Here is a 26998-nt window from a genome sequence, read left to right as displayed (position 1 = left end):
CATGTCGATCGGAGCCGACCGCACCCCCCAGGAGTCGGACACCTCCCGGGCGCAGCCCCCGCGCGTCTCGCTGCAGCCCTGGACCCGCCAGATGGACGCCTACACCGGCCCGGACACGCTGCTGGACTTCAACCAGGTCGACAACGTCTGCATCGACCTCACCGAGGCGAACTCCTCGGGGCAGGCCCAGCTGCTCATGGGCCGCCCCACCCGCCTGTCCACGATCGTGCACGACCCCGAGGCCTACGGGCACGCCGTGCGCGCGGCCCGGTCCCTGCGCACCAAGACCCACGAGCTGTCGGTCAACCACGGGCTGGACGCCGCGTACCTCGCCGCCGGCACCGCGTCCTGGCTCGCCCGGCCCCGGGGCTCCGACCCGACCGGCGCCGGACAGCGCCGCTGGATCGCCCCCGTCCTGCTCGCGCCCCTCGCCCTGAAGCCGCGCCCGGACCTCGACGACTTCGAGCTCCAGCTCGTCGGCCCCGCCCGGCTCAACCCCGCCATGGTCCGCCGGCTGGCCGCGGACCACGGCGTGGACCTGACCTCCGGCGAGCTCGCCCGCCTCGCCTACGGCACCCGCCGGCTCGACCCGGCCCCCGCCCTCGAGACCCTGCGCACCCTCGCCGGGGCGGTGCCCGGGATGCACGTCGAGCACAAGCTGCTCGTCTCCACGTTCGCCGATCTGCACGACCGGCCCGCCGACCTGTCGGTCGTGGCCCGCACCGCGGTGGTCCGGGACCTCGCCCGGCTCAAGGACTCCGCGGTCGGACGGATCCCCCAGGTCGAGGAGATCACGGACGACGCGCCCCCGCTCGACCAGCGCGACCCCGCCGACGAGCTCCTCCTGCTCGACGCCGACGGCCCCCAGCAGGAGGTCCTCGACCTCGCCGCCCAGGGCCACTCCTTCGTGGTGACCGCGGCCCCCGGCACCGGGCAGCTCGACACCGCCGTCAACACGGTGGGCACCCTCGTGGCCGCCGGCCGGACCGTCCTGGTCCTGGGCGAGCGGCGCACCACGCTCGCCGCGTTCGGGCGGCGGATGGACGGGCTGGGCCTGGGCACCGCCGTCCTGCCGCTGTCCTCCCAGCTCAGCGACGCCGACGTGGCCCAGCAGCTCGTCCGGGCGGTGGCCCGCAACGAGCGCGCCGAGCGCCCGGACCTCGCCGAGCTGCACGAGACGCTGCGCACCAGCCGGGACCAGCTCGCCGAGCACGTGCGGTCCCTGCACACCGTGCGGCCCCGGTGGTCCGTCTCCCCGTACCGGGCCGTGCAGGCGCTCGCCGAGCTGACCTCCCGCCGGCCGGCGCCCGCCACGGCCGTGCGGTTCCCGCGCTCCGTGCTCGACGCCGTCACGGAGCGCGGCGACGCCGTCGCCCGGCTCGAGCGCGCCGCCGAGCTCGGGGCCTTCGACGCCGGGACCCTGGCCGGGCCCTGGACCGGGGCGCGCCTGGTCAACGAGGACGAGGCCCGGCAGGCGCACCGGCTGGCCCAGTCCCTGCTCCTGGAGCTCACCACCCTCGAGACCGGGATGCGGCACGTCCTGGCCACCAGCGGGCTGCGCGGCGGCACGACCGTGCCCGAGTGGGGCCGGCAGCTGCGGCTGCTGCAGGAGGTCCAGGACTCCCTGACCCGCTTCACGCCCGACATCTACGACCGGCCCGTGACGGACCTGGTCGCCGCGACCGCCGGGTCCGGCTGGCGGCGGGAGCACGGGATCGAGATGACCGGGCTGCAGCGCTCACGGCTGCGCAAGGCCGCGAAGGAGTACATCCGGCACGGGGTGCACCTCTCGGACCTGCACGCCGCCCTGCTGCGCGTGCAGTCGGAGCGGGAGCGGTGGCGGGAGTGGGCCACCTCGTCCACGCACCCGGTCGTCTCCGAGCGGGTCGAGGAGCTCGCGGCCGTGCAGGCCCGCTTCGTGGAGGACCTCGAGGGCCTGGCCATCGCCCTCGAGGGCTCGTCCACCGGCGCCGACCTCCTGGGGCTGCCGATCGACCGGCTGCGCGAGACCCTGGACGGGCTCATCAACGACGAGGAGAACCTCGCCGTGCTGCCCGAGCGCACCGTCCTGCTCGACGAGCTGCGCGGCCAGGGCCTCGGCGAGCTCGTGGACGACCTCGTCCGGCGCACCGTGCCCCGCGCGGAGGTCTCCGGGGAGTTCGACCTCGCGTGGTGGCAGTCCACGCTCGAGGCCATGATCACCGGCGACGACTTCCTGGCGATGCCGGAGGGGCACACCCTGCGCAAGGTGGAGTCCGTGTTCCGCCGCGCCGACACGGCGCACGTGGCCTCCGGGGCCGGCCGGCTCCTCTGGGAGCTCGCCGACCGCTGGCAGCGCACCGTCCGGCGCTCCCCGCGCGCGGCGGCCGCCCTGCGCCGCATGCTCCGGGCGGGGGCCGCCCCGCTCGAGGAGGTCAGCGCCTCGGCGGGCGAGCTGATCGGCTCGCTGGTGCCCGTCTGGACGGCCAGCCCCCTGGTGCTCTCCGCGGCGCTGCCCGAGGACCACGACTTCGACGCCGTGGTGGTGCTGGACGCCGAGAGCTCCCCGCTCGCGGCGGTGCTGCCGGCGCTGACCCGGTGCCGGCAGGTCATCGCGTTCGGGGACCCGCACCTGGGCCGTCCTCAGCCGTTCACGGTGGCGCCCACCGCGGTGCCCGCCCCGGGCGCCCAGCCGGTGGTCGAGGTGGACAGCGCCTTCGACGCCCTCTCCCGCGTGGTGCCGGAGCGGACGCTGCGGACCGTGTACCGGTCCATGGACGAGCAGGTCTTCCGCCACCTCAACGAGCAGTTCTACGGCGGGCGCCTGAGCAGGCTCCCGCACGGTGAGTCCGTCACCGGGACCACCCCCGTCCTCGACGTCGAGTACGTCCCGGACGGCGTGGGCGCCCTGACCGCCGGGATCGAGGGCATCCAGGCGCCCGCCGCCGAGGTGCGGCGCGTCGTGGAGCTCGTCTTCGAGCACGCCGCGCGCCACCCGCGCCGGTCCCTGGCCGTGGTCACGGCCAGCGCGGTGCACGCCGCGCGGATCGCGCAGGCCGTCCGGCAGCGGATGCGCGAGGAGCCCGCCGCCGCGGCCTTCTTCGCCCCGGGCCCCGAGTCCTTCCGGGTGGTCGACCTGCACCGGGCGGCGGGCATCGTGCGGGACACCGTCATCTTCTCGCTGGGCTTCGGCAAGACGGCCAACGGGCGCACCGTGCCGTACCTCGGGGCGCTGTCGGAGCGGCACGGCCGCCAGCACTTCGTGCTCGGCATGACCCGGGCCCGCCACAGCACCCGCATCGTGACCTCCCTGCACCCGGGGGAGATGGAGGGAAAGGGCCTCCAGCACGGCGCGCGGGACTTCGCCCGTGTGCTCGCCGCGCACCTCGGCGGCCTGTCGCCGGGGGAGGAGGAGGCCCGGGACACCCACGACGACGCCCTGGTGGTCGACCTCGCCCGCCGGCTGGTGGAGCGCGGTGCCTCGGTGCGGCTGGACTACGCGGGCGTCCTCGACCTGGTCGCCTGGGCCGGCACGGAGTCGCTGTCCGCGGGGGCCGTGGTCCCGGGCCGCACCCGTGCCGAGGGCCGGCCGCTGCGGATCCCCGTGGCCGGGCAGTCCGACGGCTCGCCGGAGAACGCCGCCCTGTCCGTGCGGGAGCGCTCGCGGCTGCGGCCCCAGCAGCTCGAGCGCACCGGCTGGAACTACCTCACGCTGTGGACCATCGAGGTCTTCACCGACCCGGACACCGTCGCCGAGCTGATCCGGCGCTATCTCGGCCTGCCCGCCGCCCCGCAGCGGGGTGACCGTGCCGGCTGAGCCGGGCCCGGCGTCCGGCGGGGACCCCGGGCCCGCCGAGCCGGACCGCGCCCCCCGGCGGGACGTGCCCGCCGCCCCGCGCCCCCGCCGGCGCGGGCCGAGGCGTGCCACCGGGGGCACGTTCACCGACGGCACGTCCACCGGGGCGGAGCCGCGCCTGCCCGGCCTGGACGGGCGGGCGTCCGCGGCGGACGCGGACCGGGCGGACGAGGCCTCCGAGCGGGCCCACGAGGACTGGCTCAGGGCCCAGCGGCCTCCGCACTGGGACTGACCGGCGCCGGGACGAGGACCACGGTGGTGCGCCCGGTGCCGTCCGCGCCCGCGAGCTGCGCGGCGCCCTCGTGCGGGGCCCCCACCACCAGCAGCCCCTCCTCCTCGGAGGTGCCGGGCCCGGCGAGCAGACCGCCGTCCCCGCCGGGGTCCGCGGAGGAGACCCACAGCACGGGCAGGCCCCGGCCCAGGACCTGACGCCCGCCCGGCGCGGCGCCGTCGGGCAGGTGGACGACGTCCACGTGGTCGCCCGCGCGCACGTGCCGCAGCACACCGGGGTCGTCGATGCGCAGCGTCACCGCCGTGACGCCCCCGTCCTGTCCCGTCAGCAGTCCCGGGCCCACGAGCGCGGTCTCCGTCAGCGGCTGCCCGGGGCCCGCGGCGCCCGCCAGGACGCGCCCGGACAGCTCCGCGGGGTCGGCCACGGCACCCTCCGGCGCCAGCCCGTGGGGATAGGCGGCCACCGCGAGCCGCTCCGGGGTGACCACCGTGCCCGCGGGCAGCGCCTCGGCGGCGGTGACCACCGGCACCGTCCTGGTCTGGGGCGGGCCGAGCCGCAGGACCACCAGGGCCGCCGCGAGCCCGAGGAGCAGCGCGGCCACCAGCCGGCGGCGCCGGGACAGTGCCGAGCGCAGGTGCAGGGACAGCGGGTAGCGGCGTCGGACGGTCCGGGGGCGGCGGCTCATGCCGGGCACGCTACGGGCCGGGTGCCCGGGACCCCGCCGTTCCGGGGCCGCCTGGGGAGGGGCGGGCAGCGCCGCCCGGGAGGTGCCTCCCGTGCAGTGCGGACGCCGGGGCGGCGTCCGGGGACCGGCTCAGTCGGAGGACCCGCCCGCGGTCGCGGAGGCGGACGAGGAGGACGCGCCCGCACCGGCGGTCGCCGGGGTCGCGGTCTTCGCCGGCGCCGCCGGCTCGGCGGTGGAGGACGCGGAGGACGTGGAGGCGCCCGCGTCCGCGCCGCCGGAGCGCGAGTCGTTGCGGTAGAAGCCGGAGCCCTTGAACACCACGCCCACCGTGTTGAACTTCTTGCGCAGACCCCCGTCGCACTCCGGGCAGACGGTCAGGGCGTCCTCGCTGAACGACTGGCGGATGTCGAACGCGTGGCCGCAGTCCTTGCAGGCGTAGGCGTAGACGGGCATGGGTCCTCCTGGGAAGGGTCGACGAGCGCGCTCGTTGGCACTCGAAGGGGTCGACTGCCGATTCTACCGTGTTCCCCGCGCCGGACCGGCGGGCCCCTCCAGCCGCACGGTCCCGTTCTCCGTGAGGGCCAGCGGCACGGGGGCGTCGAGCTCCTCGACCGGCACGGACCCGGCCGGGAGGACCTCGTCGGCGAAGACGCACACCACGGTGCGCAGCTCCGGGTGCGCCGTGCGCGGCAGCGTGGCGAGGAAGCGGTCGTAGTAGCCGCCGCCGAAGCCCAGCCGCGCGCCGCCGGGCGCCACGGCGAGTGCGGGCACCAGCAGCAGACCCACCGCGTGCATCACCTCCGCGCCGTGGCGGGCGCCCACGGGCTCGCGCAGTCCGCCCGCGCCGCCGGACCGCTCGGGGGTGTCCGGCGTCCACCGCGCCCACGAGAGCCGGCGCCCGGGCTCGCACACGGGCACCCAGATCCGGTGGCCGCGGTGGTGAGCCGTGACGAGAGCGGGCTCGAGGGGCGGCTCTGTGGCCAGCGGCAGGTACGCGGCGACGTCGAGGTGCGGGCGGTCGGCCAGCAGCTCGGTCAGGTGCCGGTCGAAGGCCACGGCGGCGTGCTCGCGGGCGGCCCGGGAGCGCCGCGCGCGGGCCGCCACGAGCTGCCGGCGCAGCCGGGTCTTGGCCTCGGCGGGACCGCGGGGGTCGGTCATCGTCGTGTCCGCTCCTCGTCCGACGCTCGGCCCGGGCGGCGCCCGGACGCGCCGGCCCTGGCGGGCCGGTGGTGCGAGGCTAGCCGCGCACCACCGCGGCGGGCAAGCGTGCCCGGGCGGGAATCCGCTGGTGGGAGCCCCCGATCCGTTAGCCTGAGCGCATGAGTGGAAACAGCAACCCCCGGACGGTCCGGAAGGCCGTCATTCCTGCCGCCGGGCTCGGCACCCGGTTCCTCCCCGCGACGAAGGCCATGCCCAAGGAGATGCTGCCGGTCGTGGACCGGCCGGCCATCCAGTACGTGGTCCAGGAGGCGGTCGACGCCGGTCTCCAGGACGTCCTGATGATCACCGGGCGCTCGAAGCGGGCGCTGGAGGACCACTTCGACCGGGTGCCGGCCCTGGAGCACCAGCTCGAGGAGTCGGGCAAGACCGATCTGCTGCGGGCGGTGGAGCACGCCTCCGAGCTCGGCGAGATCCACTACCTGCGCCAGGCGGACCCCAAGGGACTGGGGCACGCGGTGCTGCGGGCGAAGATCCACATCGGTGACGAGCCCTTCGCGGTGCTGCTGGGCGACGACCTGATCGACGCCCGGGACGAGCTGCTCACCGAGATGATCGCCGTGCAGGAGCGCACCGGCGGCTCCGTGGTCGCGCTGATGGAGGTCCCGGCCGAGCAGATCAGCGCCTACGGCTGCGCGGACGTCACCGCGGTGGAGGGGGAGGACTACGTGCGGATCAACGGGCTGGTGGAGAAGCCGGCCCCGGAGGACGCTCCGTCCAACCTGGCCGTGATCGGGCGCTACGTGCTGGTGCCGGAGGTGTTCGAGGTGCTGGAGAACACCGCCCCCGGGCGCGGCAACGAGATCCAGCTCACCGACGCGCTGCAGACCCTCGCCCAGCGCGAGGGCGAGGGCGGCGGGGTGTACGGGGTGGTCTTCAAGGGCCGTCGCTACGACACCGGCGACAAGCTCAGCTACCTCAAGGCCAACATCATCCTGGCCTCGGAGCGCGAGGACCTCGGGCCCGAGCTGTGCGAGTGGCTCAGGGAGTACACCCGGACCCTGCCGGTCGGCTGAGAGACCGCGCTCCCGTGGCCGGACAGTTCCGGTGGCCCGTCACCGTCTCCTGGGGGGACCTCCGGCTGCGTCCGCTGGCCCGGGGGGACCGCCGGGAGTGGGACGTCGTGCGCGCCCGCAACCGGGACTGGCTCGACCCGTGGGAGGCCACGAACCCCGCACCCGGCGGGGCCCCGCCCACGTTCGGGCAGTTCGTGCGCACCCTCGACCAGCAGGCCCGGCAGGGCACGGCCCTGCCCTTCCTCATCACGGAGCGGGTCCCGGGGACGGAGCGGTTCGGTCTCGTCGGCCAGCTGACCGTCTCCGGGATCTCGTGGGGGTCGTTCCTGTCCGCGACCCTGGGGTACTGGGTGGACCGGGACCAGGCGGGACGCGGCGTGGCCCCCATGGCGGTGGCCATGGCCACCGACTACTGCTTCCAGGGCCTCGGGCTGCACCGGATCGAGATCAACATCCGGCCGGAGAACACCAAGTCCCTGCGGGTGGTGGAGAAGCTCGGGTTCCGGGACGAGGGGCTGCGCAAGGACTTCCTGCACATCGACGGGCGCTGGACGGACCACCGCAGCTTCGCGCTCACCGCGCCGGAGGCGCCCGAGGGACTCGTCCGCCGGTTCACGGGATCGGACCGCCCCGCCGTGTGGCAGTGACCCGGCCGGGCGTGTCCACAGGGATACCCACAGGCGCGCCCCCGCGGTAGTAGGCTGTTCCTCACGGCCCGAGCCCGGGCCCCGGACACGCCGGCGCAGCGCGCCGGCGTCCCCCGTCCGCTCGATCCGGCGACCACGAAGGCAGGACCGCGACCATGATCTGGGTGAGCAGCTCGGCCGTGCTGGCCGTGGTGTGCGCGCTGTCGCTGTTCTGGGTCGCGCCGCGACTGCAGCGCCGCCGGGAGCTCCCCGTCGAGGCGCCGGCCGAGACGGCCGGCCCCGACGGTCTCCCCGCGCCGATCGAGCAGCCCCCACCCGCGTCCCGCCGACGAAGGAACATCATGGCGACCACCGACACCGTCCCCCGGCCCGCCGACGGCGACCCCGGACGCACCGGCAGAGGGCACCTGCGCATCAGGCGGGACCGCGCCGTGATCCTCCTCGCCGGGTGCGCCGCCCTCCTGGCCGCACTCGTCACCGCCGTGGTCGCACCGTTCTCCGCCGCGGTGAGCTGGCCGTGGCCCGTCTTCCTGCTGCTGCTCGGCGTCGGCGCCGTCCTGTCCCTGCGCTACCTGGCCGTCCAGGACCGGGCCGCCCGCCGTGCGTCGCGCCCCGCGGTCCGGGCGCCGGAGGCGGAGGCGGAGCCGCACGCCCCCCGCGAGGACGTCGCCCTGTTCGACAACGAGCACGTCGTGGCGGAGGAGGTCCGCGAGCAGTCGCGCCGGACGGCCGAGGACCTCGACCTGCCCACCCCCGAGGAGCAGCCCCGGATGCCCGCACCCGCCGCCTTCACGGTCGAGGAGCTGCGGGCCGAGGCGCTCCGCGTGGCCCGAGAGTCCGCACCGGCCGCCGCTGCCCGGACGTGGGAGCCGGTGCCCGTGCCGCGTCCGACCTACGCCGAGGCGCCCGTGGTCCAGCGCCCGGAGCCGGAGCCGCTGCCGGTGCCGGAGCAGCCCGCCGCCCGCTCCGCGAGCCTGAAGGACGCCGTGCGCACGGGCGAGGAGCAGCGCCGCGCCGCCCTCGACCTCGACGACGTCCTCAAGCGCCGCCGCGCCTGAGCGCACGCACCACCCGGCCCGGTCGACCGGGCCGCACGCACCGCCGCACGCCCCCGCCGGGGCGCGCGGCGGTTCGCGTCCCCGGGGGCCGTGCACGGCCCCGGTATCATCGCCGCAACGGCCGGCCGCCGGTTCCGGCGACCGGTGGCCCCGACCAGGAGGACACCCATGACCGCCGTCGCCCACCGCGAGGTCGAGCGCAAGTACGAGTTCCCGGAGGGCGCCGAGGCCCGGGTGGACTGGAGCACGCTGGAGGGGTGCACCGTCTCGGCGGAGCCCGTGGAGCACCGCATGGAGGCCGTCTACCACGACACCGAGGACATGGCCCTGGGGCGGCGCCTGGTCGCGCTGCGCCGCCGCCGGGGCGGGGCCGACGACGGGTGGCACGTGAAGTTCCAGGGCGCGGACGGACGCCACGAGCTGCAGGTGCCGCTGCTGCGCACCCCGGACCGGATGCCCGCGTCCGTGCGGAACCTCCTCGCCGGGCTGACCGGGGGACAGGAGCTGCGGCCGGTGGCGACCCTCCGCACCGTGCGGCAGGTGCACCGGATCAGCGACAGCACGGGGGCGGCGGTCGCGGAGCTCGCCGTGGACGTCGTGGACGCCGTCGACGAGCGCACGGGAACGGCGCGGTCCTGGTCGGAGTGGGAGGTCGAGCTCCTCGACGGCACGGTGCCCGAGGTGCGCCAGGAGCAGATCTTCGCCGCGGTCGAGGCCGTGGTCTTCGCGGCCGGCGGGAAGCCGTCCACCTCCCGGGCGAAGATCGCCCGTGCGCTCGGCGAGGACGACGACGCCCCGGCGGGGCCCGGCCGGAAGCAGGACGAGAAGCAGCCGGAGGGCAGGAGCGGCAAGAAGGCCGGGAGCGGCACGAAGAACAAGAAGAACAAGAAGAACAAGAACAAGGCGGGAAGGAAGGGGAAGCCGGCGGGCGGGCCGGACGTGCTGCGCGCGGTGCTCGGGGAGCTCGCCGAACAGCTGGTGCTCTGGGACTTCAGGGTCCGCCTCGACGTCCCGGACGCGGTGCACCAGATGCGCGTGACGTCCCGTTCCCTGCGCAGCGTGCTGAGGGCGGCCAAGCCGTTCTTCGACGGCGCGGCGGCGGAGGAGCTGGACGCCCGGCTGCGGGAGCTCGCCCGGACGCTGTCCGCGGCCCGGGACGCCGAGGTCACGGCGGAGCTGCTGGCCGGGCGCGTGGAGGCGCTCGAGGGGCGGGTGGGGCCGGCCGCGGCGGAGAGCCTGCGGCAGCGGGCCGAGGAGGAGGCACGGACGGCGGCCGCGAAGGTGCGCAGGCACGTCACGGGCCAGGAGCACCTGCGGCTCCTGGCGGACGTCCAGGACTTCGCCGCCCGTCCGCCGCTGACCGAGGAGTGCACCCGGCTCTCGGGGCGTGAGGTCGCCGACGCAGTGGTGCACCGGGCCCTGCGGAAGGTGGTGCGCGTGGCCGAGGCGGAGCTGGCCGGCGGCCCGGGCGGCGAGGGGCAGCTGGAGCACCTGCACGATGTCCGCAAGGCCGTCAAGCGCGTGCGCTACGTCGACGCCGTCCTCGGCCGGACCGGGCACCGGCCGGGCAAGCAGCTGCGGCGCGCGGCCCGGGACGCGGAGGACTACCAGGACGAGCTGGGCCGGATCATGGACGCCGCGGTGGTGGAGCGGTGGCTCGCGGGCACGGCGGCCGCCCTCGGGCGCTCCGGTGCGGACCGCTACGCCGTGGGGGCGCTGCACGGCGCCGAGGTCCTCCGCTTGCGGGCCGGGACCGACGGCGGGGCGGACGTGGTGGGGGTGCTCCTGTCCCAGCTGCGGGAGGACCTCGCCTGAGCGGCGCTCCGGACGCCACCGCGCGGACGCCTCCCGAGAGGCTCCGGCGGGGCGCGCCACGACCCGCCTGAGCCCTGCCGGAGCCGCCCCGGCCCCGTCTGCACCCGGGGCGGCGGGCGGCCGGGGCCGGCCTGTCCGGTTCCGTCGCAGTAGTCATGCCCGGGTCACGGGGACGGGGGGACGATGGTCGCAGTCGACGGGCCGTTAGCGTTCTCGCGCGTTTCCCGGCCCGGACTCGACTGCCCGGTCGGCCGGTGAGGACGGCCGCCGGGACGGCTTCCAGCACCCGAGGAGTGCGTGATGACCGAGCACACCCAGCCGGACGGGCCGACCCCGTCCGGGATCTCCCTGGTGATGTCCCGCCGCGGACTGCTGACGGCCGGCACCGCAGTGGCCTCCGCTGTCGCCGTCGGGGCCGTTCCGACGACGGCTGCCGCCGCTCCCAGCACCAACGGCGTCATCTACGGGGTCGAGGACGACAAGGACCTGCTGTGGTACCGCCACGAGGGCCGCAGCAACGGCACGCCGCGCTGGGCCAACAACGGCACCGGGCGCAAGGTCGGCAGCGGGTGGGACTTCGCCCACGTCTTCGCCGGCGGCGCCGGGGTCGTCTACGGGGTCGAGCACGACGGGGACCTCCTGTGGTACCGCCACGAGGGCGCGGCCGACGGCACGGCGCGCTGGGCCAACCGGGGCCGCGGGCGCAAGGTCGGCAGCGGGTGGGACTTCACCCACGTCTTCTCCGGCGGCGCCGGGGTCCTCTACGCGGTGCAGGGCAACGGTGACCTTTTCTGGTACCGCCACGAGGGGCGCAGCAACGGCACGCCGCGCTGGGCCAACAACGGACGCGGGCGCAAGATCGGCAACGGGTGGGACTTCGCCCACGTCTTCGCCGGCGGCGACGGGATCATCTACGCGGTGGAGCACGACGGGGACCTGCTGTGGTACCGCCACGAGGGACGCGGCGACGGCACGGCGCGCTGGGCCAACAACGGACGCGGGCGCAAGGTCGGCAGCGGGTGGGACTTCGCCCACGTCTTCGGCGGCGGAGGCGGGATCGTCTACGCGGTCGCGTTCGACGGAGACCTGTTCTGGTACCGCCACGAGGGGCGCAACAACGGCACGCCGCGCTGGGCCAACAACGGCACCGGGCGCAGGATCGGCAACGGGTGGAACTTCGAGCACGTCCTCTACGGGAACTAGCGAGCGGCTCCCGGCCCGCACGACGACGGCCCGCGCACGACGAATGCCCCCGTCCGGCGTTGTGCCGAGCGGGGGCCTTCGCCTCCGGTGGAGCTAAGGGGAATCGAACCCCTGACCTTTTCATTGCGAACGAAACGCTCTACCAACTGAGCTATAGCCCCGGAGCAACCGTTCCATCGTATACATCCCGCGCCGGTTTCGCATCTCGGGCGCCCGGCGCGTCCGGGGCGGTTCCCGCCGGTGGTCGGGGAGCAGGGCCGGCAGTGGGTAGATTGACCGGCATGGACGACGCGCCCGGACCCCACGACCCCGCAGCCGACGAGGCCGGCGAGACGGCAGACCTGGCGGTCGCCTTCGTCCCCGGCGTGATGCCCGGCAAGTGGTTCTTCCGGTGGCGGGACCGCAACCCCGGCCGCGTCCTCGCCGAGCGCCCGCTCGAGACGGACGCGTGGGAGGAGGAGCTGGGAGCGGGGCGCGCCCACGCGTGCTTCGTGCGGCTGCCCGCGCACCCGCGCCCCGGGGTCGACGACCTCGCCACGCTGCGCGAGGAGTACCGGGCGGTGGAGCTCTACGCGGAGCAGCAGGTCGTGGTGCTGCCCCGGGACCACGAGCTGACCCTGCTCGACGAGGTGCCGGTCGCGGAGCTCGTGGACGAGGTGCTGCTGCAGGAGCCGGCGACCCTCCCCGAGCGCCACCGGCTGCGCTCCCCGGAGGCTGTCGCCGCGGACGCGCCGCTGCCCCCGATGCGCCACGCCCGGGACGCCGTCGAGCTCGTCGCCGCGGGCCTGGGGCTGGTCGTCCTGCCCATGTCGCTCGCCCGGCTGCACCACCGCAAGGACCTCGTCCACCGTGTGGTGCCCGATGCCGCCACGGTCCCCGTGGCGCTGGTGTGGCCGCAGGACCTGACGGAGGAGCAGGAGGAGCTCGTGCAGGACTTCGTGGGCGTCGTCCGCGGCAGGGGGCTCAACAGCTCCCGGGGTGCTGCCGCACCGGCGTCCCCGGCCGCGGAGGACCGGCCGGCCGCCAAAGCGGGTCCGGCACGGGCCCCGTCGTCGCGCCGTGGGGGACAGCCCCCGCAGGGGGCGCGGCGGGCGGGCGCGCCCCGGGGCGGGGCGCGGTCCGGTCGCGGCGGGCCCAAGGGCGGCCGCCGGTCCGGCGGCCGTGGCCGGCGCTGAGGGCGCCTACTGCTGTCCGGGGGACTGCTGCTCGACGGCCACCGTGTAGGACCACAGCTCCGAGGCGGTGCCCACGGGCCGGGGGCGCTCGCCCTCCCCGGCGGGGCCGCCGTGGGACCGGGCGAAGTCCTGCGAGGACCGCCAGGCGTCGTAGGAGTCCTCGTCGGCCCACCGGGTGAGCACGAGCCACTGCGTGCGCCCGTCCGTGGGCCGCAGCAGCTCGAAGCCCTCGAAGCCCGCGACCCCGGCCATGGAGCCGCTGTGGGCGGCGAAGCGCCGGCCCAGCTCGTCGCCGGAGTCGGCCGGGACGGTGATGGCGTTGATCTTGACGATGCTCATGCGTCCGATCCTGGCACATCGCGCCGGACCGACCGGACCTGTCCCGTCTCCGGCGGACCGGGCGCCGCGACCCCGGCCTCGGCCTGCCGGATCACGGTCTGGTTCAGCAGGGGCACGTGCAGGCCCTCGCGGTCGAGCATCTTCTTGATCCGCAGCCGCAGCGCCCGGGCCACGTCCCACTGCTTGAGGGGGACCGTGCGGACGGCCACGCGCACGGTGACGGACTCCCCGGTCACGGCCTCCACGCCCCACACCTCCGGGTCCTCGGTGATGTACTCGCCGACCTTCGGGTCGTCCCGCAGCAGCCCCGCCTCGTGCAGGATCAGCTCCGTGACCAGCTCGATGTTCGTGTCGTAGGGCACCGGCAGGTCCAGCACGCAGCGGGCCCAGCCCTGGGACTGGTTGCCCACGCGCAGGATCTCCCCGTTGCGCACGTGCCACAGGGTGCCGTTGACGTCCCGGACCTGGGTCACGCGCAGCCCCACGGACTCCACGGTCCCGCTCGCCTCGCCGAGGTCGACGACGTCCCCGATGCCGAGCTGGTCCTCGGCGACCATGAAGATCCCGGACAGGTAGTCCTTCACGAGGGACTGCGCCCCGAAGCTCAGGGCCACCCCGGCGATGCCGGCGGAGGCCAGGACCGGGCCGATGTCGTAGTCGAGCTCCGAGATGATCATCACCAGGGCCACGGCCCAGATCACCACCGTCCCCACGGACGAGAGCACCGAGCCGATGGTGTGGGCGCGCTGGGACTGCCGCGCGCCGGCCAGTCCCGCGTCCTCGACCCAGCGCGGCCTGCCCCGCTCCATCCGGCGCACGATCCGTGACCGGGTGCCCTTCGCGATCCCCCCGGTGACCCGGCGGATCAGCAGCCGCACCACGGCGGCCAGGATCGAGGCGCCGAGCAGCACCAGGAGGATCCGCAGCGGCTTGTCGAGCCAGAACTCCCACACCGGGTCCAGGGCCGGCACGGGGGTGGACATCAGGAGGGGGGCAGGGAGGAGCATGGAGGAAGCGTAACCAACGACGTCCGCGACCCGTCAGCCGTCCAGCCGATCCGGAGGTGCGTCGGGCACAATGGTGGTCGCACCCGCCGGGCCCCGCCCCGCCCCGCCCACCGCCGAGGACCCATGACTGCACCCAGCCCCGCCCCGACCGCCGCCCCCGACCTCACCGCCGCCCCGGACGCGGCCGTCCTGGCCGCCCGGATCACCGGGGCCCAGGACTCCGGCGCCGAGACGCTGGGCGGGGTCGCCGGCTGGGCCGTCGACGTCATGGAGGCCATCGGCGCTCCTGGCGCCGGTCTGCTCGTCGCGCTCGAGAACCTCTTCCCGCCGCTGCCGTCCGAGGTGATCCTCCCGCTGGCCGGGTTCACCGCGAGCCAGGGCAGCTTCTCGCTCGGCGGGGCGATCTTCTGGACGACCCTGGGCTCGGTGGTCGGCGCCGTGGCCCTCTACTGGATCGGTGCCGCGCTCGGCCGCCGCCGGCTGCGGGCGATCGTGGACCGGATGCCCCTGGTCGACCTGCACGACCTCGACCGCACCGAGGCGTGGTTCGAGCGGCACGGGAAGGCCGCCGTCTTCTTCGGGCGCATGATCCCCGTCTTCCGGTCGCTGATCTCGGTCCCCGCCGGCATCGAGCGGATGTCGTTCAGCGCGTTCGTCCTGCTCACCACGGCGGGGTCCCTGATCTGGAACACCATCTTCGTGCTCGCCGGGTTCTACCTGGGCGAGAACTGGCACGTCGCCGAGCAGTACGCCGGGATCTTCTCCCGGATCGTGGTCGTCACCGTGGCGGTCCTGATCGCGTGGTGGGTGCTCAAGCGGGTGCTGCGCAACCGCCGGGGCCTGTCCGACTCCGCCCGCCGCGAGCGCGGGCAGCAGTGACCGCGGCGGTCACAGCCACCGTTTGAACCGGAACACGACGTAGAGCACCACGCCCGTCACGAGCATCAGCCCCAGCGCCATGGGGTAGCCCCACACCCAGGACAGCTCCGGCATGAACCTGAAGTTCATCCCGTACACGGAGCCGATGATCGAGGGCGCGAACAGGATCGCCGCCCAGGAGGAGATCCGCTTCATCTGCTCGTTCTGCTCGATCGCGGCCTCGTTCTGCCGGGCGGCGAGCTGCGTGGAGTCCAGCATGAGGGCGTTGGTGAGGGACGCCTGGAAGGACTCGACCTTGTTGTTGACGAAGATCAGGTGGTCCAGGACGTCCCGCAGGACATGCTGGAGCTCCCGGGGCGCGCCGGCCCCGGCGAGCTCCTCGAGGAACTGCCGCAGCTCCAGCTCCAGCGGGGCGACCGCCCGGTGGAACGCGCTGACCTCCCGGGTGAGCTGGTAGATGCGCCGGGAGACGACGCCGTCCCCGGAGCCGGAGTACAGGGCGTCCGAGATCTCGTCGATGTCGTTCTCGAGCCCCTCGACCACCGGGTAGTAGTCGTCCACGGTCTGGTCGAGCACCGCGTAGAGCACGGCCTCCGCGCCGGTCACCAGCAGGGCGGGCTGCGACTCCACCCGGGTCCGGACCCGCCCGACCCGCCCGTGCTCGGACTGCCGGACGGTGATCACGAAGCCGGGTCCCGTGACGATGTGGATCTCCCCGAAGTCGACCGTCTCGGTGGCGTCCTGGTAGACGGCGGGGCGCAGCACCGTGAACAGGGTGCTCCCGTAGCGGTCGAGCTTGGGCCGCTGCTCGGCCTGCCGGATGTCCTCCACGGCGAGCTCGTGCAGGCCGAACTGCTCGGCCAGGGAGTCGAGCTCGTCCGCGGAGGGCCGGTACAGGCCGATCCAGACGAGGACGCAGTGCTCCCCGGCCTCGGTGCAGCGGGGGTCCTCGGTCCGCAGCCGGGCGAGCAGCCGGTAGGTCTCCTCGAGCGTGGCGGGGGACGCGATGCGCTGTCCGCCCCGGTAGACGGCGTTGTCGACGATGCTCACGCGCCCATTATCCCCGGGGGCCGATCCACCGGCCCGCCCGCCGCGCGCGCTGTCGGCGCCCCGCCCCGGGCGTTCCTAGAATGGGGGGCATGAGTTTCCCCATGGACACCCGGGTGGGTGCCTACGCCGTGATCGTCCAGGACGGGGCGGTGCTGCTCAGCCACTGGAACCCGCGCCACCCCACGCTGCGGGGGGCGTGGAGCCTGCCCGGCGGTGGCATGGAGATCGGGGAGCAGCCCGCGCAGACCGCGCTGCGGGAGGTGCACGAGGAGACCGGCTTCACCGTGGAGCTCGACGAGCTGCTCGGCGTGCACAGCCGCCACATGGACGCCGGCGAGCGGCTGGACGGCCGGGACCGGCCCTTCCACGCCCTGCGCGTGATCTACCGCGCCCACATCACCGGCGGGACGCTCACGTCGGAGCAGGACGGCTCCTCCGACGAGGCCCGCTGGTTCCCCCTGGCGGCGCTGCCGCAGCTGCCCCTGGTCGGCCTCGTGCCCGTGGGCCTCGAGCTGGCCGGGCTCGTGGCCGCGGGCCCCGCGGGACCGGGGGAGGGCCGGTGAGCCGCCGTGGCGCCGCCGCGGGCCTGCTCGCCGTCGCCGCGCTCACCGGGTGCGGCGGCGGGGCCCCGGAGCAGCCGCCGGCCACCGCGGCGTCCCCCGCCGCGGAGCCGGTCCGGATCGCGGCGGGACCCACCGGGCAGACGGCCGTGCTCGCCCACGTCTACGCCGGGCGGCTGCGGGAGGCCGGCTTCGATGCGAGCGTGGTCGACGCCGGGACCGAGCGCGCCGACTACCTCGGGGCCCTCGAGCGGGGGGAGGTGGAGGTCGCCGCGGACTACTCCGGCAACCTCTACCTGTACCTGCGCGGCCGGGCGCCGGTGGGCCCGGCCTCCGCGGCGCCCACGGACGGGGCGACGCCCACCCCCACGCCGTCCCCGGACGCCGAGGACGGCGGGCTCGCCGAGGACCTCTCCGAGCTGCTGGGACTGGGGGAGGAGCGCGCGGACGACGACGACGTGCTGGCCGGGGTGCAGGACGTGCTGCCCGAGGGCCTGCGGACCCTCGAGCCGGCCCCGGCGGAGAACACGGTGGCGGTCGTCGTGACCCGGCCGACCGCCGTGGAGCACGAGCTCACCGACCTGGAGGACCTGGGCCCGGTGTGCGACGAGCTGGCGCTGGGCACCGACCTCGACTTCGCGGGCCGCTCCTACGGCCCGGAGGGACTGGAGGACGCCTACGAGTGCGTGCCCGGCAGGTTCGTGCCGTTCGGCGACCAGGACGACCTCGTGGACGCACTGCTCGAGGACCGGGTGCAGGCTGCGGCCCTGTTCACGGCCTCGCCCGCCATCGAGGACAACGCCCTCGTGGTCCTGGCCGACCCGCTCAACAACTTCGTCCCGCAGCGGGTGGTCCCCGTGGCGGCCGAGGACCTGCCGGACGCCGCCGCGGACGTCGTCGACGGGGTCTCCGCGCAGATCGGCACCGAGGACCTCGTGCTGATGACCCGGATGACCTCCGCCCGCGACCCGTACACGCCCGAGGAGGCCGCGCGGTACTGGCTCGAGGGCGGCGACGACACCTGATCGGCGCACCGACGGGTGCCCCGGACGGCGTGCACCCCGGGGGTAAGGTGTACCGCATGTCAGTGGTGAAGCAGTCCGACAAGCTCAAGAACGTCCTCTACGACATCCGCGGCCCCGTGCTGGAGCAGGCGGAGCACATGGAGGCGGAGGGCCACCGGATCCTCAAGCTCAACATCGGCAACCCCGCGCCGTTCGGCTTCGAGGCACCCGACGCGATCCTCGTGGACATGATCAAGAACCTGCCCAACGCGCAGGGCTACTCGGACTCCCGCGGCATCTACTCGGCACGCACAGCCGTGGTGCAGTACTACCAGACGCGCGGGATCATGAACCTCGACACCGACGACGTCTACCTGGGCAACGGCGTCTCCGAGCTCATCACCATGACGCTGCAGGCGCTGTGCAACCCGGGCGACGAGATCCTCATCCCGTCCCCCGACTACCCGCTGTGGACGGCGTCGGTGGCCCTGTCCGGCGGCACCCCCGTGCACTACCGGTGCGACGAGGACAACGACTGGAACCCGGACCTCGAGGACCTCGCGGCGAAGATCACCCCCAACACCAAGGGCATCGTGATCATCAACCCGAACAACCCCACCGGCGCGGTCTACTCCCGCGAGGTGCTGCAGACCATCGTGGACCTCGCCGCCGAGCACGAGCTGATCCTGTTCTCGGACGAGATCTACGAGAAGATCACCTACGACGACGCCGAGATGATCAACACCGCGACCCTCACCGGCGAGGACGTGCTGTGCCTGACCTTCTCCGGGCTCTCCAAGGCCTACCGGGTGGCCGGGTACCGCGCCGGGTGGCTGGCGATCACCGGGCCCAACTGGAAGGCCGAGAGCTTCATCGAGGGCATCAAGCTGCTCGCCAACATGCGCATGTGCGCCAACGTCCCGGCCCAGCACGCGATCCAGACCGCGCTCGGCGGCTACCAGTCGATCAACGACCTCATCCTCCCGGGCGGGCGGCTCAAGGCCCAGCGCGACCTCGCCCACCGGCGGCTCAACGAGATCGACGGCGTGTCCTGCCGGCAGGCCGACGGCGCCCTGTACCTGTTCCCCAAGCTCGACGTGGAGAAGTTCAACATCGTCGACGACGAGAAGTTCGCCCTCGACCTGCTCAAGGAGCAGAAGATCCTCGTCAGCCACGGCCGGGCGTTCAACTGGCCGGAGCCCGACCACTTCCGCCTCGTCACCCTGCCGTCCGTGGAGATGCTGGCCACGGCGCTGGACCGGATCGAGGAGTTCCTCGGCAACTACCGCCAGTGACCGGCGGGCTGCGCCCCGCGGCCCGCCCCGCACTCCCAGGAGGTCCCGCATGAGCGCAGCCGACCAGAGCCCCGGCACCGGGTTCGAGCAGGACGTACGGCCTCTGCTGCGCGCCCGGCCGGGCCTGTCCCTGGACGCGGTGGACACCCGCTCCACCCCCGGGTTCCGGGGGAAGAAGCAGCAGGGCACCGCGCTGCGGGCCGCCCGGGACGCCGAGCTGTCCCGGCTGCAGCGCCAGATCTACGCCAACGCCACGGTGGGCGCCCGGCACCGGGTGCTGCTCGTGCTGCAGGGCATGGACACCTCCGGGAAGGGCGGCGTCATCCAGCACGTGCTGGGCGGGCTCAGCCCGCACGGCGTGCACACCCACGGCTTCGGCCGGCCCACCGAGGAGGAGGCCGCCCAGCACTTCCTCCAGCGGGTGCGGCGCCAGCTGCCCCGGCCCGGGGTGATCGGCGCGTTCGACCGGTCCCACTACGAGGACGTGCTGGTGCCCGTGGTGCACGACGTGCTCGACGACCGGCAGCTCGAGCGGCGCTACACCGAGATCCGGCACTTCGAGCAGGAGCTCGCCGACGACGGGGTGGTGGTCATCAAGGTCTTCCTGCACCTGGGCCTGGACGAGCAGCGCGAGAACCTCCTCGCCCGCATGAGCGACCGGACGAAGCAGTGGAAGTTCGATCCCTCGGACCTCGAGGCGCGCAGCCGGTGGGAGACCTACATGGCCGCCTACGAACGGGCCATCGACGCGACCGACGCCGACCACGCGCCCTGGTACGTGGTGCCCACCGACCGGAAGTGGTACGCCCGGGCCGTGGTCCAGGACCTGCTGATCTCCGCGCTCGCGGGCCTGCGGCTCGACTGGCCGGACCCCGGCTACGACGTCGAGGACGCGCGCCGGCGCCTCTCCGAGCTCTGACCCGCGCCACGGCGGGCCGGGCCGGCTCAGCCGCGCCCGGCGCCCTCCTCGCCGTCGCCCCCGTCGGCGTCCGCGCGCCGGCTCCGGGCCGCGTCGAGCCGCTCGCGGGCGCCGTCGAGCCACTGCTCGCAGCGGGTGGCGAGGGCCTCGCCGCGCTCCCAGAGCGCGAGGGACTCCTCGAGGGACGTGCCCCCGGCCTCGAGCCGGGAGACGACCTGCACGAGCTCCTCGCGGGCCTGCTCGTAGCCCAGGCCGGCGATGTCGGACAGGTCGGGTGCTGCGGGGTGGTCGGTGCTCGCCATGGGTGGCGCCTCTCGTTCGGAACGGTCGGGGACGGCGGTGGTGCCGGTGCCCCGGTGGGTCAGGGGGAGCCGGGGTGCTCGCCCGGGCGCCGGGCGGAGACGGTCTCGGTGCGCACGCCGAGCTCGCCCGCGGCCAGGCGCACCCCCAGCAGGTCCCCGGCGCGCACGGCGGCGGCGTCGGTGACCACGGCGCCGGAGGCGTCCAGGACCACGGAGTAGCCGCGCTGCAGGGTCTCCTGGGGGGACAGCGCCCGCACCCGGGCGCGCAGGGAGCGCACGGCGTCCCGCTCCCGCAGGGTCCGGGAGTCCACGGCGGACAGCGCCCGGGTGCGCCACCGGTCCACGTCCTCCTCCCGGAGCAGGATCATGTCCTCCGGCTGGGCCAGGACGGGCCGGGTGCGCACGGCGGTCAGACCGGCGGCCTCCCGGTCCAGGAAGCCCCGCACGGCGCGGTCCAGGCCCGCCCGGGCCCGGGCCACCCCGGCGCGCTCCTCGACGACGTCGGGGACGATCCGCTTGCCGGCGTCCGTGGGGGTCGAGGCCCGCAGGTCGGCCACCCAGTCGAGCAGCGGCTGGTCGTTCTCGTGCCCGATGGCGCTGACCACCGGGGTGCGGGCGGCCGCCACGGCCCGGATCAGGGACTCGTCGCTGAAGGCCAGGAGGTCCTCGAAGGAGCCGCCGCCGCGGGCGATCACGATGACGTCCACCTCGGCCATGGCGTCGAGCTCGCGCAGCGCCTGGGTCACGGCGCGCACCGCGCCGGAGCCCTGGACCGCGACCTCCCGCACCTCGAAGTCCACGGCCGGCCAGCGCAGGGACGCGTTGCGGATGACGTCCTTCTCGGCGTCCGAGTTGCGCCCCGTGACGAGGCCGACCCGGCGGGGGAGCAGGGGCAGGGGCTTCTTCCGGGCGGCGTCGAAGAGCCCCTCCTCGGCGAGGGCGCGCCGCAGCCGCTCGAGCCGCTCCAGCAGGTCGCCCAGGCCCACCGGGCGGATGCCGCGGCCCAGCATGGACAACCGGCCGGTCTTGGCCCAGAAGTCCGGCTTGAGCTGAGCGACCACCCGCATGCCCTTCTCCAGGGGACGGTCCAGGTGGGCGGTCTCGTTGGCGAAGAGGGTCACGGGCACGGAGATCTCGGCGTCGACGTCCCGCAGGGTCACGTAGGTGACGCGGGCGCGCCGGTTGAGCTCGATGATCTGCCCCTCGACCCACGTGGGCGCGCAGCGGGCGATGTAGGCGTGCAGGTTCTCGGAGAGCATCCGCAGCGGCCACGGGTTCTCCGGGGTGGTCCGGTCCGCCCGCTGCGGCAGCTCCCGCTCGCCGCCCGCCGGGGCGTCCTGCTGCGGCTCCAGATACGTCATGCCTCATGCTTACCACCCGACGGGGACAGCCGTGCACGCGCTCCGCCCGTGCGTACAGTGGTTCCGTGAGCCTCTCAGCACCCCCCGCCCCCGGACACCGCTCCGTGCCCCGTTCCGCGCCCCGCCCCCGACGACGCGCCACGACCGTCCTGCGCACCGGCCTCGGCACCGTCCTCGGCCTCGCCGCCGCGTCCCTCGTGGCGCTGCTCGTGCCCCTGCACTGGGCCCAGGACACCCTGGTCTCCCGCGACGGCTTCACCCGGGTGGTGGGCACCCTCGCCGAGGACCGGCCGTTCCAGGAGGAGCTGGCCCGCACCGCCGTGGGGCAGGTGGCCGACCGGATCGTGGGGGAGCGGGCCACCGGCGTCGGTTTCCTCGACCGGATGCTCGAGGACGCCGCCCGCCGGGCGGCCGACGTCGCCGCGGACCTCACCTCCGACCCCGCCTACCAGCGCGCGTGGACGGAGGCGCTCACCCGCACCCACGAGGCCAACGTCCCCGTGGACGGCGCGGTGGAGGCGCCGCCGAAGGACCTCGTGCTGGACATCGCCCCCGTCCTCCGGGAGGTCGACGCGGCCGTGCAGCGGGCCGTCGGCGTGGACGTCGGCCTGGCGGAGCGCGAGAGCCGGATCACCGTCCCGGGGTCGAACACCGGGCGCCTGATCGAGGCGGGCACCCGGGTCACCGACCTGGCCGTCCCGCTCACGTGGACCGCCGCGGTGCTCGCCGTGCTCGCGCTGCTCGTGACCCGGCACCGCTTCGCCGTGCTCGCCGTGCTGGGGCTGGGGACCCTGGCCGGACTGGGCGTCGTGTGGCTGCTCGTGGAGCAGGGCGTGCAGCGGGCCTCCGGCATGCTCGGCGGCGACCCCGTGGTCCGGCTCGCCGCCGACCGGGCCGTCCTCCTGCTCACCGACTCCCTCGGCGAGCAGATGGTCACGGCCGCCTGGGCTGCCGGGATCACGGGCGTCGTGGGCCTCGTCGGGGCCATCCTCGTGTCGGGCGGATCACGGCGCGGGCCCCGCCCCACCGCGTAGCATGGAGGCCATGCCGACCACCGTTGCGCTCTCCATGCCCACCGTCCCCCGTTCCCGGCGCTCGCCGGAGGACGTGGCCGCCGCCGCTCCCGTGGCCGGACCGAAGAAGGTCCTGCTCGCGTCCCCCCGCGGCTACTGCGCCGGCGTCGACCGCGCCGTCATCGCCGTGGAGAAGGCGCTCGAGCACTACGGCGCCCCCGTGTACGTGCGCAAGGAGATCGTGCACAACAAGTTCGTGGTGAGCACCCTCGAGGAGCAGGGCGCCGTGTTCGTCGAGGAGACCGACGAGGTCCCCGAGGGGTCCCTGCTGATCTTCTCCGCCCACGGCGTCTCCCCGGCCGTGGTGGAGTCCGCGAAGTCCCGCGAGCTGCGCACCATCGACGCCACGTGCCCGCTGGTCACCAAGGTCCACCGCGAGGCCGTGCGCTTCGCGAAGAGCGACTACGACATCCTCCTGATCGGCCACGACGGCCACGAGGAGGTCGAGGGCACCGCCGGCGAGGCCCCCGAGCACATCCAGGTGGTGAACAGCCCGGACGAGGTCGGCCAGGTCGTCGTCCGCGACCCGGAGAAGGTCGTCTGGCTCTCCCAGACCACCCTCAGCGTGGACGAGACCCTGGAGACCGTGCAGAAGCTGCGCGAGCGCTTCCCCTCCCTGCAGGACCCGCCCAGCGACGACATCTGCTACGCCACCTCCAACCGGCAGACCGCGATCAAGAAGATCGCCCCGGACGCTGACCTCGTGATCGTCGTGGGCTCGGCGAACTCCTCGAACTCCGTGCGGCTCAAGGAGGTCGCCCTCGAGTACGGCGCCCGCCGCGCCGAGCGCGTGGACTTCGCGAACCAGGTGGACGAGTCCTGGTTCGAGGGCGTCGCCACCGTGGGCGTCACCAGCGGGGCCTCCGTGCCGGAGGTCCTCGTCAAGGACGTGCTGCGCCTGCTCGCGGACTACGGCTACGGCGAGGTCGAGGAGGTCGTCACCGCCGAGGAGGACGTGCTGTTCTCCCTCCCCAAGGAGCTGCGCGCCCGGCTCACCGCGGCCGGGGACACCTCCCACCGGCTCGGCGGCCGCGGGGCCCGCCCCACCCGCTGAGCCGCGGGCGGACCCGTCCGCTCAGCCCGCCGCGCGCTCGTCGAGCTGCCCCGGCACGCTCCCGCCCGGCTCGGTGCGGCCCGGGCGCTCCGCCGGCTCCGGAAGCTGCACCGCCTCCGGCGCCGGCGGCAGCTGCGCCGCCTCGGTGAACTCCGGCGCCGTGAGCGGGCGCGGCGCCACCACGAGCGGACGCGTGGTGAGCCGATCGTCCTCCGCGAGCGTGGGGTCGAGGTCGTTGATCCGCCGGGCCGTGGGGAACACCCGGGTCTCCACGGAGCCCGTCAGCCGGTTGTAGGTCTCCACCGACTTCTGCAGCGACCGGCCCATGTCGTCGAGGTGCTTGCCGACCGTGCCCAGCCGCTCGTAGAGCTGGCGGGAGAGGTCGAAGAGCTCCTTGGCGTTCTCCGTGAGCCCGTTCTGCCGCCACGTGAACGCCACGGCCTTGAGCGAGGCGAGCAGCGAGACCGGTGACACGAGCGCCACGTTGCGGCTCGCGGCGTGGTCCAGCAGGGTCGGGTCCGCGTCCAGGGCCGCGGAGAGCGCGGACTCGGCGGGCAGGAAGCACAGCACCAGCTCGGGGGAGGCGTCCCGCGCCTCCCAGTACTTCTTCGACGCCAGCACGTCCACGTGCCCGCGCACGGCCTTCGCGTGGCCGGCCAGCTGCGCCCGGCGCCCGGCGTCGTCCTCGGCGTCCTGGGCGCGCAGGTAGGCGGTCATGGGCGCCTTGGCGTCCAGCACGATGTCGCGGCCCCCCGGCAGGTGCACCACCATGTCCGGGCGGATCGCGCTGCGCTCGCCGTCCGCGGTGGTGCCGTTGGAGGCGACCTGCTCCCGGAAGTCGACGTGCGCGGTCATCCCCGCGGACTCGACCACGCGGCGCAGCTGCACCTCGCCCCACAGGCCGCGCGCGGAGCCCGAGCGCAGCGCGGAGGACAGGGAGGTGGTCGCGGTGCGCAGTTGGTCGCCGACCTCGCGGGTGTGGGCGAGGGCCTGGGTGATGCCCCCGTACTGCTCGGCCCGGTCCCGCTCGAGCGCCGTCACGTGCTCCTCGACCGAGCGCAGCTGGTGGGCCACCGGCGCCAGGGCCCGCAGGACGTTGTTGTCCTGCACGGAGCGGGCGTCGGCGTCCCGCAGCCGGTCCTCGAGCTGGGCGCGCGCCTCGACGGCCGCCGCCCGCTCGGAGGCCAGGTCCACGAGCCGGTCCTGGACGGCGGCGAGCTCGGCCTGCAGCCCGGCCCGCTCCTCCTCGGCCGCCTGAACCTCCCGGGCGGCTCGGGCCCGCGCCACGGCGGTGCCCAGGAGGGCGCCCACCAGCAGGGCGAGCAGGCCGAGGACGACGACGAGGCTGACGGTCATGCCCAGCAGTGTGGCACGCCACCCGGACACCGCACGGCAGCGGCGCTCACCGCCCCGCTCCCCGGAGCGTCGCCCGGTCAGCGCCGGACCGTGGTTCGGCGCACGGCCAGCAGCACCACGGCCGTGAAGACCACCGTCCAGAGCCCGGTGTTCAGCAGCAGCGCCCACAGGGGGTCGGACTCCACCGGCGGGCCGCTGGTCGCCACGACGTCGCCCTCCACGAGCGGATAGCGGGCGAGCCCGGCCAGGCCGTAGAGCGGGGTGAAGCGCGCGATGTCGAGCATCACCCCGGTGAGCGGGACGAAGAGGTTGCCGAAGAAGCTGAGCACCACGAGCATCCCGGAGGCCGCCCCCACGGCGGACTCGGAGCGGAACAGCAGCCCGGCGGCCAGGCCGTAGAGGGCGAACACCGAGGAGCCGGCCACGACGATCGCCGCGGTGGCGGGCCAGCGCCAGCCGCCCAGCTCGGCGCCGGTCAGGGCGCCCACGGCGTAGACCACGAGGACGGGCAGCACGGCCATGGCGAGGGCCACGGCCACCTTGGACAGCACGTACCCGTGCCGCGGCGCCGGGGTGAGCCCGATCTGCCGGCCCCACCCGCGGGCCTGCTCCACGGCGGCGGAGCCGGCGATCGAGGTGGTCGCGGTGACCGCCCCGTAGACCGCCATCGAGATCATGTTGTAACCGCCGGCGTTGCCGTGGCCCACCGGGAGGTCGGAGAAGTCCCCCAGCGCCGTGAACATCACGTAGAGCACGGCGGGCAGGACCACGATGAAGAAGGTGTTCTCGACCATGCGCACGTTGCGGCGCAGGTCGTGGGCGGCGTAGGCGATGCTCATGGTGCTGGTCCTCCGGGGACGGGGGAGTGGGGACGGGGGAGTCGGGACGGGGCGAGCGGGGCCGGTCAGTCGGCGGTGAGGCCCAGGAAGGCCTCCTCGAGTCCGGCGTGGGTGATCTCGAGCTCGCTCGCGCCCGTGGTCGTCAGCAGGTGGCGGGCGATGGCGTCCGTGTCGGGGCCCGTGAGCCGCCGGCGTCCGCCGGCGGGCTCCAGCGGGGTCGCCCCCGGGACGACGACGGGTCCGGGCCCCTCCCAGCGGAAGCTGACCACGCGGTGGCCCGCCAGGGCCTGGACCTCGGCGGTGGGGGCATCGGCGACCACCCGCCCGCCCTTGAGCACCACGGTGCGGGCGGCGAACTCCTCGGCCTCGTCGAGGTAGTGGGTGGCGAACACGACCGTCCGGCCGCGCTCCGCCTCGGCGTGCATCGCGGCCCAGAACTCCCGCCGGGCGCCGACGTCCATGCCCGCGGTCGGCTCGTCGAGGACCAGCAGGTCCGGCTCGGGCAGCAGGGCCAGCGCGAAGCGCAGCCGCTGCTGCTCGCCGCCAGAGCACTTGGAGACCTTCCGCCGCGCGAACCCGGCGGCCCCCGCCCGGCCCAGGGCCTCGTCCACGGGCAGCGGGTCCCGGTGCAGGGTCGCGACCATCGCGACCGTCTCGCGCACGGACAGGTCGTCGAGCAGCCCCCCGGTCTGCAGGACCGCGCCGATCCGCCCTGCCCGCACGCTCTCGCGCGGGGTGGCGCCGAGGGTGCGCACGGTGCCGTCGTCGGGGTCGGTGAAGCCCAGGACCATGTCGAGGAGGGTGGTCTTGCCGGCGCCGTTGGGCCCGAGCAGCGCGACGACCTCGCCGCGCTCGATGCGCATGCTCACGCCGTCCACGGCGCGGACGCGCTGCTCGCCGCGCCCGAAGCCCTTGTGGACGCCGGAGACGTCGACGGCCGGGGAACCGTCCGTCGGGTCGGCGGGGCTCGGGTGCGGCGATGTGCGGGAGGCCGGGAAGGACGTCATGCTCCAACTCTGCTCCACCGCGCGCCGTCCCGGAAGCTCCACGGGCCACGACACGCCCACGACCTCGGC

At 74.9% G+C, this 26998-nt stretch carries 26 protein-coding genes and 1 tRNA gene; 15 read left to right on the top strand and 12 right to left on the bottom strand.

From position 1 onward, the window contains the following. The first annotated feature begins 1 nt into the window (after nt 1). Entirely contained in the window at nt 2-3796 is a 3795-nt protein-coding gene (locus ACZ2G1_RS06125) for a hypothetical protein (RefSeq protein ID WP_470377583.1), read from the top strand. After that, complete coding sequence (locus ACZ2G1_RS06120; protein WP_035924770.1) at nt 3786-4067, top strand: hypothetical protein; 282 nt, start codon at nt 3786-3788, stop codon at nt 4065-4067. Before ACZ2G1_RS06125 ends, ACZ2G1_RS06120 begins: the two co-directional genes overlap by 11 nt. Here the strand turns inward: ACZ2G1_RS06120 and cpaB are convergent. The 3 genes from cpaB to ACZ2G1_RS06105 form a co-directional block, all read right to left on the bottom strand. Next, the gene (cpaB, locus tag ACZ2G1_RS06115) at nt 4036-4752 is read right to left on the bottom strand and encodes a Flp pilus assembly protein CpaB (RefSeq protein ID WP_052132814.1); all 717 of its coding nucleotides are present in this window, start codon (nt 4750-4752) and stop codon (nt 4036-4038) included. The two genes, ACZ2G1_RS06120 and cpaB, sit on opposite strands and share 32 nt — an antisense overlap. A 129-nt stretch (nt 4753-4881) precedes the next feature. Next, on the bottom strand, nt 4882-5205 hold the full coding sequence (locus tag ACZ2G1_RS06110; protein ID WP_109222031.1) for an FmdB family zinc ribbon protein: 324 nt from the start codon (nt 5203-5205) through the stop codon (nt 4882-4884). Nucleotides 5206-5268: 63 nt separating this feature from the next. Continuing rightward, nucleotides 5269-5910, bottom strand: coding sequence for a 5-formyltetrahydrofolate cyclo-ligase (locus tag ACZ2G1_RS06105; protein WP_035924766.1), 642 nt, complete (start codon nt 5908-5910; stop codon nt 5269-5271). 161 nt (nt 5911-6071) lie between these two features. Here ACZ2G1_RS06105 and galU point away from each other — a divergent pair, with 161 nt between their 5' ends. From galU to ACZ2G1_RS06080, 5 genes are all read left to right on the top strand, one after another. Continuing rightward, nucleotides 6072-6986: a UTP--glucose-1-phosphate uridylyltransferase GalU gene (galU, locus tag ACZ2G1_RS06100; RefSeq protein ID WP_031282980.1), complete on the top strand. Its 915-nt coding sequence runs from the start codon at nt 6072-6074 to the stop codon at nt 6984-6986. Between the two features lie 14 nt (nt 6987-7000). Next, the gene (locus ACZ2G1_RS06095) at nt 7001-7633 is read left to right on the top strand and encodes a GNAT family N-acetyltransferase (protein WP_017833362.1); all 633 of its coding nucleotides are present in this window, start codon (nt 7001-7003) and stop codon (nt 7631-7633) included. A gap of 155 nt (nt 7634-7788) precedes the next feature. Further along, nucleotides 7789-8691, top strand: coding sequence for a hypothetical protein (locus ACZ2G1_RS06090; RefSeq protein WP_017833363.1), 903 nt, complete (start codon nt 7789-7791; stop codon nt 8689-8691). 168 nt (nt 8692-8859) lie between these two features. Continuing rightward, on the top strand, nt 8860-10506 hold the full coding sequence (locus ACZ2G1_RS06085; protein WP_017833364.1) for a CYTH and CHAD domain-containing protein: 1647 nt from the start codon (nt 8860-8862) through the stop codon (nt 10504-10506). A 300-nt stretch (nt 10507-10806) separates the two neighbouring features. Further along, a complete protein-coding gene (locus tag ACZ2G1_RS06080) occupies nt 10807-11709 on the top strand; it encodes a tachylectin-related carbohydrate-binding protein (protein WP_017833365.1) in 903 nt (300 codons plus the stop codon). An 88-nt stretch (nt 11710-11797) separates the two neighbouring features. On the opposite strand, the gene ACZ2G1_RS06075 is transcribed toward ACZ2G1_RS06080, so the two are convergent. Continuing rightward, nucleotides 11798-11870, bottom strand: a tRNA-Ala gene (locus ACZ2G1_RS06075). A 120-nt stretch (nt 11871-11990) separates the two neighbouring features. Between ACZ2G1_RS06075 and ACZ2G1_RS06070 the strand changes: the two genes are divergently transcribed. Next, on the top strand, nt 11991-12884 hold the full coding sequence (locus tag ACZ2G1_RS06070) for a LysR family transcriptional regulator substrate-binding protein (RefSeq protein ID WP_017833366.1): 894 nt from the start codon (nt 11991-11993) through the stop codon (nt 12882-12884). Nucleotides 12885-12890: 6 nt separating this feature from the next. Here ACZ2G1_RS06070 and ACZ2G1_RS06065 read toward each other — a convergent pair whose 3' ends face one another. Further along, on the bottom strand, nt 12891-13223 hold the full coding sequence (locus ACZ2G1_RS06065; protein WP_017833367.1) for an antibiotic biosynthesis monooxygenase family protein: 333 nt from the start codon (nt 13221-13223) through the stop codon (nt 12891-12893). Next, a complete protein-coding gene (locus tag ACZ2G1_RS06060) occupies nt 13220-14230 on the bottom strand; it encodes a mechanosensitive ion channel family protein (RefSeq protein WP_017833368.1) in 1011 nt (336 codons plus the stop codon). Before ACZ2G1_RS06060 ends, ACZ2G1_RS06065 begins: the two co-directional genes overlap by 4 nt. Nucleotides 14231-14353: 123 nt before the next feature. Here ACZ2G1_RS06060 and ACZ2G1_RS06055 point away from each other — a divergent pair, with 123 nt between their 5' ends. Continuing rightward, complete coding sequence (locus tag ACZ2G1_RS06055; RefSeq protein WP_017833369.1) at nt 14354-15109, top strand: DedA family protein; 756 nt, start codon at nt 14354-14356, stop codon at nt 15107-15109. A 9-nt stretch (nt 15110-15118) separates the two neighbouring features. Here the strand turns inward: ACZ2G1_RS06055 and ACZ2G1_RS06050 are convergent, their stop codons facing one another. Next, on the bottom strand, nt 15119-16159 hold the full coding sequence (locus tag ACZ2G1_RS06050) for a magnesium and cobalt transport protein CorA (RefSeq protein ID WP_017833370.1): 1041 nt from the start codon (nt 16157-16159) through the stop codon (nt 15119-15121). An 89-nt stretch (nt 16160-16248) separates the two neighbouring features. Between ACZ2G1_RS06050 and ACZ2G1_RS06045 the strand changes: the two genes are divergently transcribed. From ACZ2G1_RS06045 to ACZ2G1_RS06030, 4 genes are read left to right on the top strand one after another with little or no spacing between them, the layout of a single operon-like run. Then, nucleotides 16249-16722: an NUDIX hydrolase gene (locus ACZ2G1_RS06045; RefSeq protein WP_237740438.1), complete on the top strand. Its 474-nt coding sequence runs from the start codon at nt 16249-16251 to the stop codon at nt 16720-16722. Then, nucleotides 16719-17744, top strand: a complete 1026-nt coding sequence (locus tag ACZ2G1_RS06040; protein ID WP_470377582.1) for a glycine betaine ABC transporter substrate-binding protein — start codon at nt 16719-16721, stop codon at nt 17742-17744. Before ACZ2G1_RS06045 ends, ACZ2G1_RS06040 begins: the two co-directional genes overlap by 4 nt. Nucleotides 17745-17800: 56 nt before the next feature. Beyond that, entirely contained in the window at nt 17801-19018 is a 1218-nt protein-coding gene (locus ACZ2G1_RS06035; RefSeq protein ID WP_035927494.1) for a pyridoxal phosphate-dependent aminotransferase, read from the top strand. Between the two features lie 49 nt (nt 19019-19067). After that, nucleotides 19068-19937 carry a PPK2 family polyphosphate kinase gene (locus ACZ2G1_RS06030; protein WP_109244461.1) on the top strand — a complete coding sequence of 290 codons (870 nt, stop codon included), beginning with the start codon at nt 19068-19070 and terminating at the stop codon, nt 19935-19937. A gap of 26 nt (nt 19938-19963) precedes the next feature. Here the strand turns inward: ACZ2G1_RS06030 and ACZ2G1_RS06025 are convergent, their stop codons facing one another. Both ACZ2G1_RS06025 and xseA read right to left on the bottom strand, forming a co-directional pair. Continuing rightward, nucleotides 19964-20239: an exodeoxyribonuclease VII small subunit gene (locus tag ACZ2G1_RS06025; protein WP_035927490.1), complete on the bottom strand. Its 276-nt coding sequence runs from the start codon at nt 20237-20239 to the stop codon at nt 19964-19966. A gap of 59 nt (nt 20240-20298) precedes the next feature. Further along, nucleotides 20299-21600 carry an exodeoxyribonuclease VII large subunit gene (gene xseA, locus ACZ2G1_RS06020; RefSeq protein WP_095651602.1) on the bottom strand — a complete coding sequence of 434 codons (1302 nt, stop codon included), beginning with the start codon at nt 21598-21600 and terminating at the stop codon, nt 20299-20301. Between the two features lie 65 nt (nt 21601-21665). On the opposite strand from xseA, the gene ACZ2G1_RS06015 reads away from it, so the two are divergent. After that, complete coding sequence (locus ACZ2G1_RS06015) at nt 21666-22634, top strand: hypothetical protein (protein ID WP_146200276.1); 969 nt, start codon at nt 21666-21668, stop codon at nt 22632-22634. A gap of 10 nt (nt 22635-22644) precedes the next feature. Then, on the top strand, nt 22645-23727 hold the full coding sequence (locus ACZ2G1_RS06010) for a 4-hydroxy-3-methylbut-2-enyl diphosphate reductase (RefSeq protein ID WP_017833377.1): 1083 nt from the start codon (nt 22645-22647) through the stop codon (nt 23725-23727). 21 nt (nt 23728-23748) lie between these two features. Here the strand turns inward: ACZ2G1_RS06010 and ACZ2G1_RS06005 are convergent, their stop codons facing one another. From ACZ2G1_RS06005 to ACZ2G1_RS05995, 3 genes are all read right to left on the bottom strand, one after another. Further along, the gene (locus tag ACZ2G1_RS06005; RefSeq protein WP_470377581.1) at nt 23749-25083 is read right to left on the bottom strand and encodes a DNA recombination protein RmuC; all 1335 of its coding nucleotides are present in this window, start codon (nt 25081-25083) and stop codon (nt 23749-23751) included. A 77-nt stretch (nt 25084-25160) separates the two neighbouring features. Further along, complete coding sequence (locus ACZ2G1_RS06000; RefSeq protein ID WP_126346207.1) at nt 25161-25922, bottom strand: ABC transporter permease; 762 nt, start codon at nt 25920-25922, stop codon at nt 25161-25163. A gap of 65 nt (nt 25923-25987) precedes the next feature. After that, complete coding sequence (locus ACZ2G1_RS05995; RefSeq protein WP_470377580.1) at nt 25988-26929, bottom strand: ABC transporter ATP-binding protein; 942 nt, start codon at nt 26927-26929, stop codon at nt 25988-25990. Nucleotides 26930-26998 lie beyond the last annotated feature (69 nt).

The sequence above is a fragment of the Kocuria sp. KKT182 genome (assembly GCF_055635395.1).
The sequence above is the reverse complement of the archived record's forward strand: the minus strand, read 5'-3'. Positions and strand labels throughout refer to the sequence as shown.

Coding starts and splice junctions, on each gene's coding strand:
- ACZ2G1_RS06080 (WP_017833365.1), top strand. CDS start 10,807: ATGACCGAGCACACCCAGCCGGACGGGCCGACCCCGTCCGGGATCTCC.
- ACZ2G1_RS06060 (WP_017833368.1), bottom strand. CDS start 14,230: ATGCTCCTCCCTGCCCCCCTCCTGATGTCCACCCCCGTGCCGGCCCTG.
- ACZ2G1_RS06000 (WP_126346207.1), bottom strand. CDS start 25,922: ATGAGCATCGCCTACGCCGCCCACGACCTGCGCCGCAACGTGCGCATG.
- ACZ2G1_RS06105 (WP_035924766.1), bottom strand. CDS start 5,910: ATGACCGACCCCCGCGGTCCCGCCGAGGCCAAGACCCGGCTGCGCCGG.
- galU (WP_031282980.1), top strand. CDS start 6,072: ATGAGTGGAAACAGCAACCCCCGGACGGTCCGGAAGGCCGTCATTCCT.
- ACZ2G1_RS06065 (WP_017833367.1), bottom strand. CDS start 13,223: ATGAGCATCGTCAAGATCAACGCCATCACCGTCCCGGCCGACTCCGGC.
- xseA (WP_095651602.1), bottom strand. CDS start 21,600: ATGACGTATCTGGAGCCGCAGCAGGACGCCCCGGCGGGCGGCGAGCGG.
- cpaB (WP_052132814.1), bottom strand. CDS start 4,752: ATGAGCCGCCGCCCCCGGACCGTCCGACGCCGCTACCCGCTGTCCCTG.
- ACZ2G1_RS06030 (WP_109244461.1), top strand. CDS start 19,068: ATGAGCGCAGCCGACCAGAGCCCCGGCACCGGGTTCGAGCAGGACGTA.
- ACZ2G1_RS06125 (WP_470377583.1), top strand. CDS start 2: ATGTCGATCGGAGCCGACCGCACCCCCCAGGAGTCGGACACCTCCCGG.
- ACZ2G1_RS06045 (WP_237740438.1), top strand. CDS start 16,249: ATGAGTTTCCCCATGGACACCCGGGTGGGTGCCTACGCCGTGATCGTC.
- ACZ2G1_RS06005 (WP_470377581.1), bottom strand. CDS start 25,083: ATGACCGTCAGCCTCGTCGTCGTCCTCGGCCTGCTCGCCCTGCTGGTG.
- ACZ2G1_RS06070 (WP_017833366.1), top strand. CDS start 11,991: ATGGACGACGCGCCCGGACCCCACGACCCCGCAGCCGACGAGGCCGGC.
- ACZ2G1_RS06110 (WP_109222031.1), bottom strand. CDS start 5,205: ATGCCCGTCTACGCCTACGCCTGCAAGGACTGCGGCCACGCGTTCGAC.
- ACZ2G1_RS06090 (WP_017833363.1), top strand. CDS start 7,789: ATGATCTGGGTGAGCAGCTCGGCCGTGCTGGCCGTGGTGTGCGCGCTG.
- ACZ2G1_RS06025 (WP_035927490.1), bottom strand. CDS start 20,239: ATGGCGAGCACCGACCACCCCGCAGCACCCGACCTGTCCGACATCGCC.
- ACZ2G1_RS06010 (WP_017833377.1), top strand. CDS start 22,645: ATGCCGACCACCGTTGCGCTCTCCATGCCCACCGTCCCCCGTTCCCGG.
- ACZ2G1_RS06085 (WP_017833364.1), top strand. CDS start 8,860: ATGACCGCCGTCGCCCACCGCGAGGTCGAGCGCAAGTACGAGTTCCCG.
- ACZ2G1_RS06035 (WP_035927494.1), top strand. CDS start 17,801: ATGTCAGTGGTGAAGCAGTCCGACAAGCTCAAGAACGTCCTCTACGAC.
- ACZ2G1_RS05995 (WP_470377580.1), bottom strand. CDS start 26,929: ATGACGTCCTTCCCGGCCTCCCGCACATCGCCGCACCCGAGCCCCGCC.
- ACZ2G1_RS06055 (WP_017833369.1), top strand. CDS start 14,354: ATGACTGCACCCAGCCCCGCCCCGACCGCCGCCCCCGACCTCACCGCC.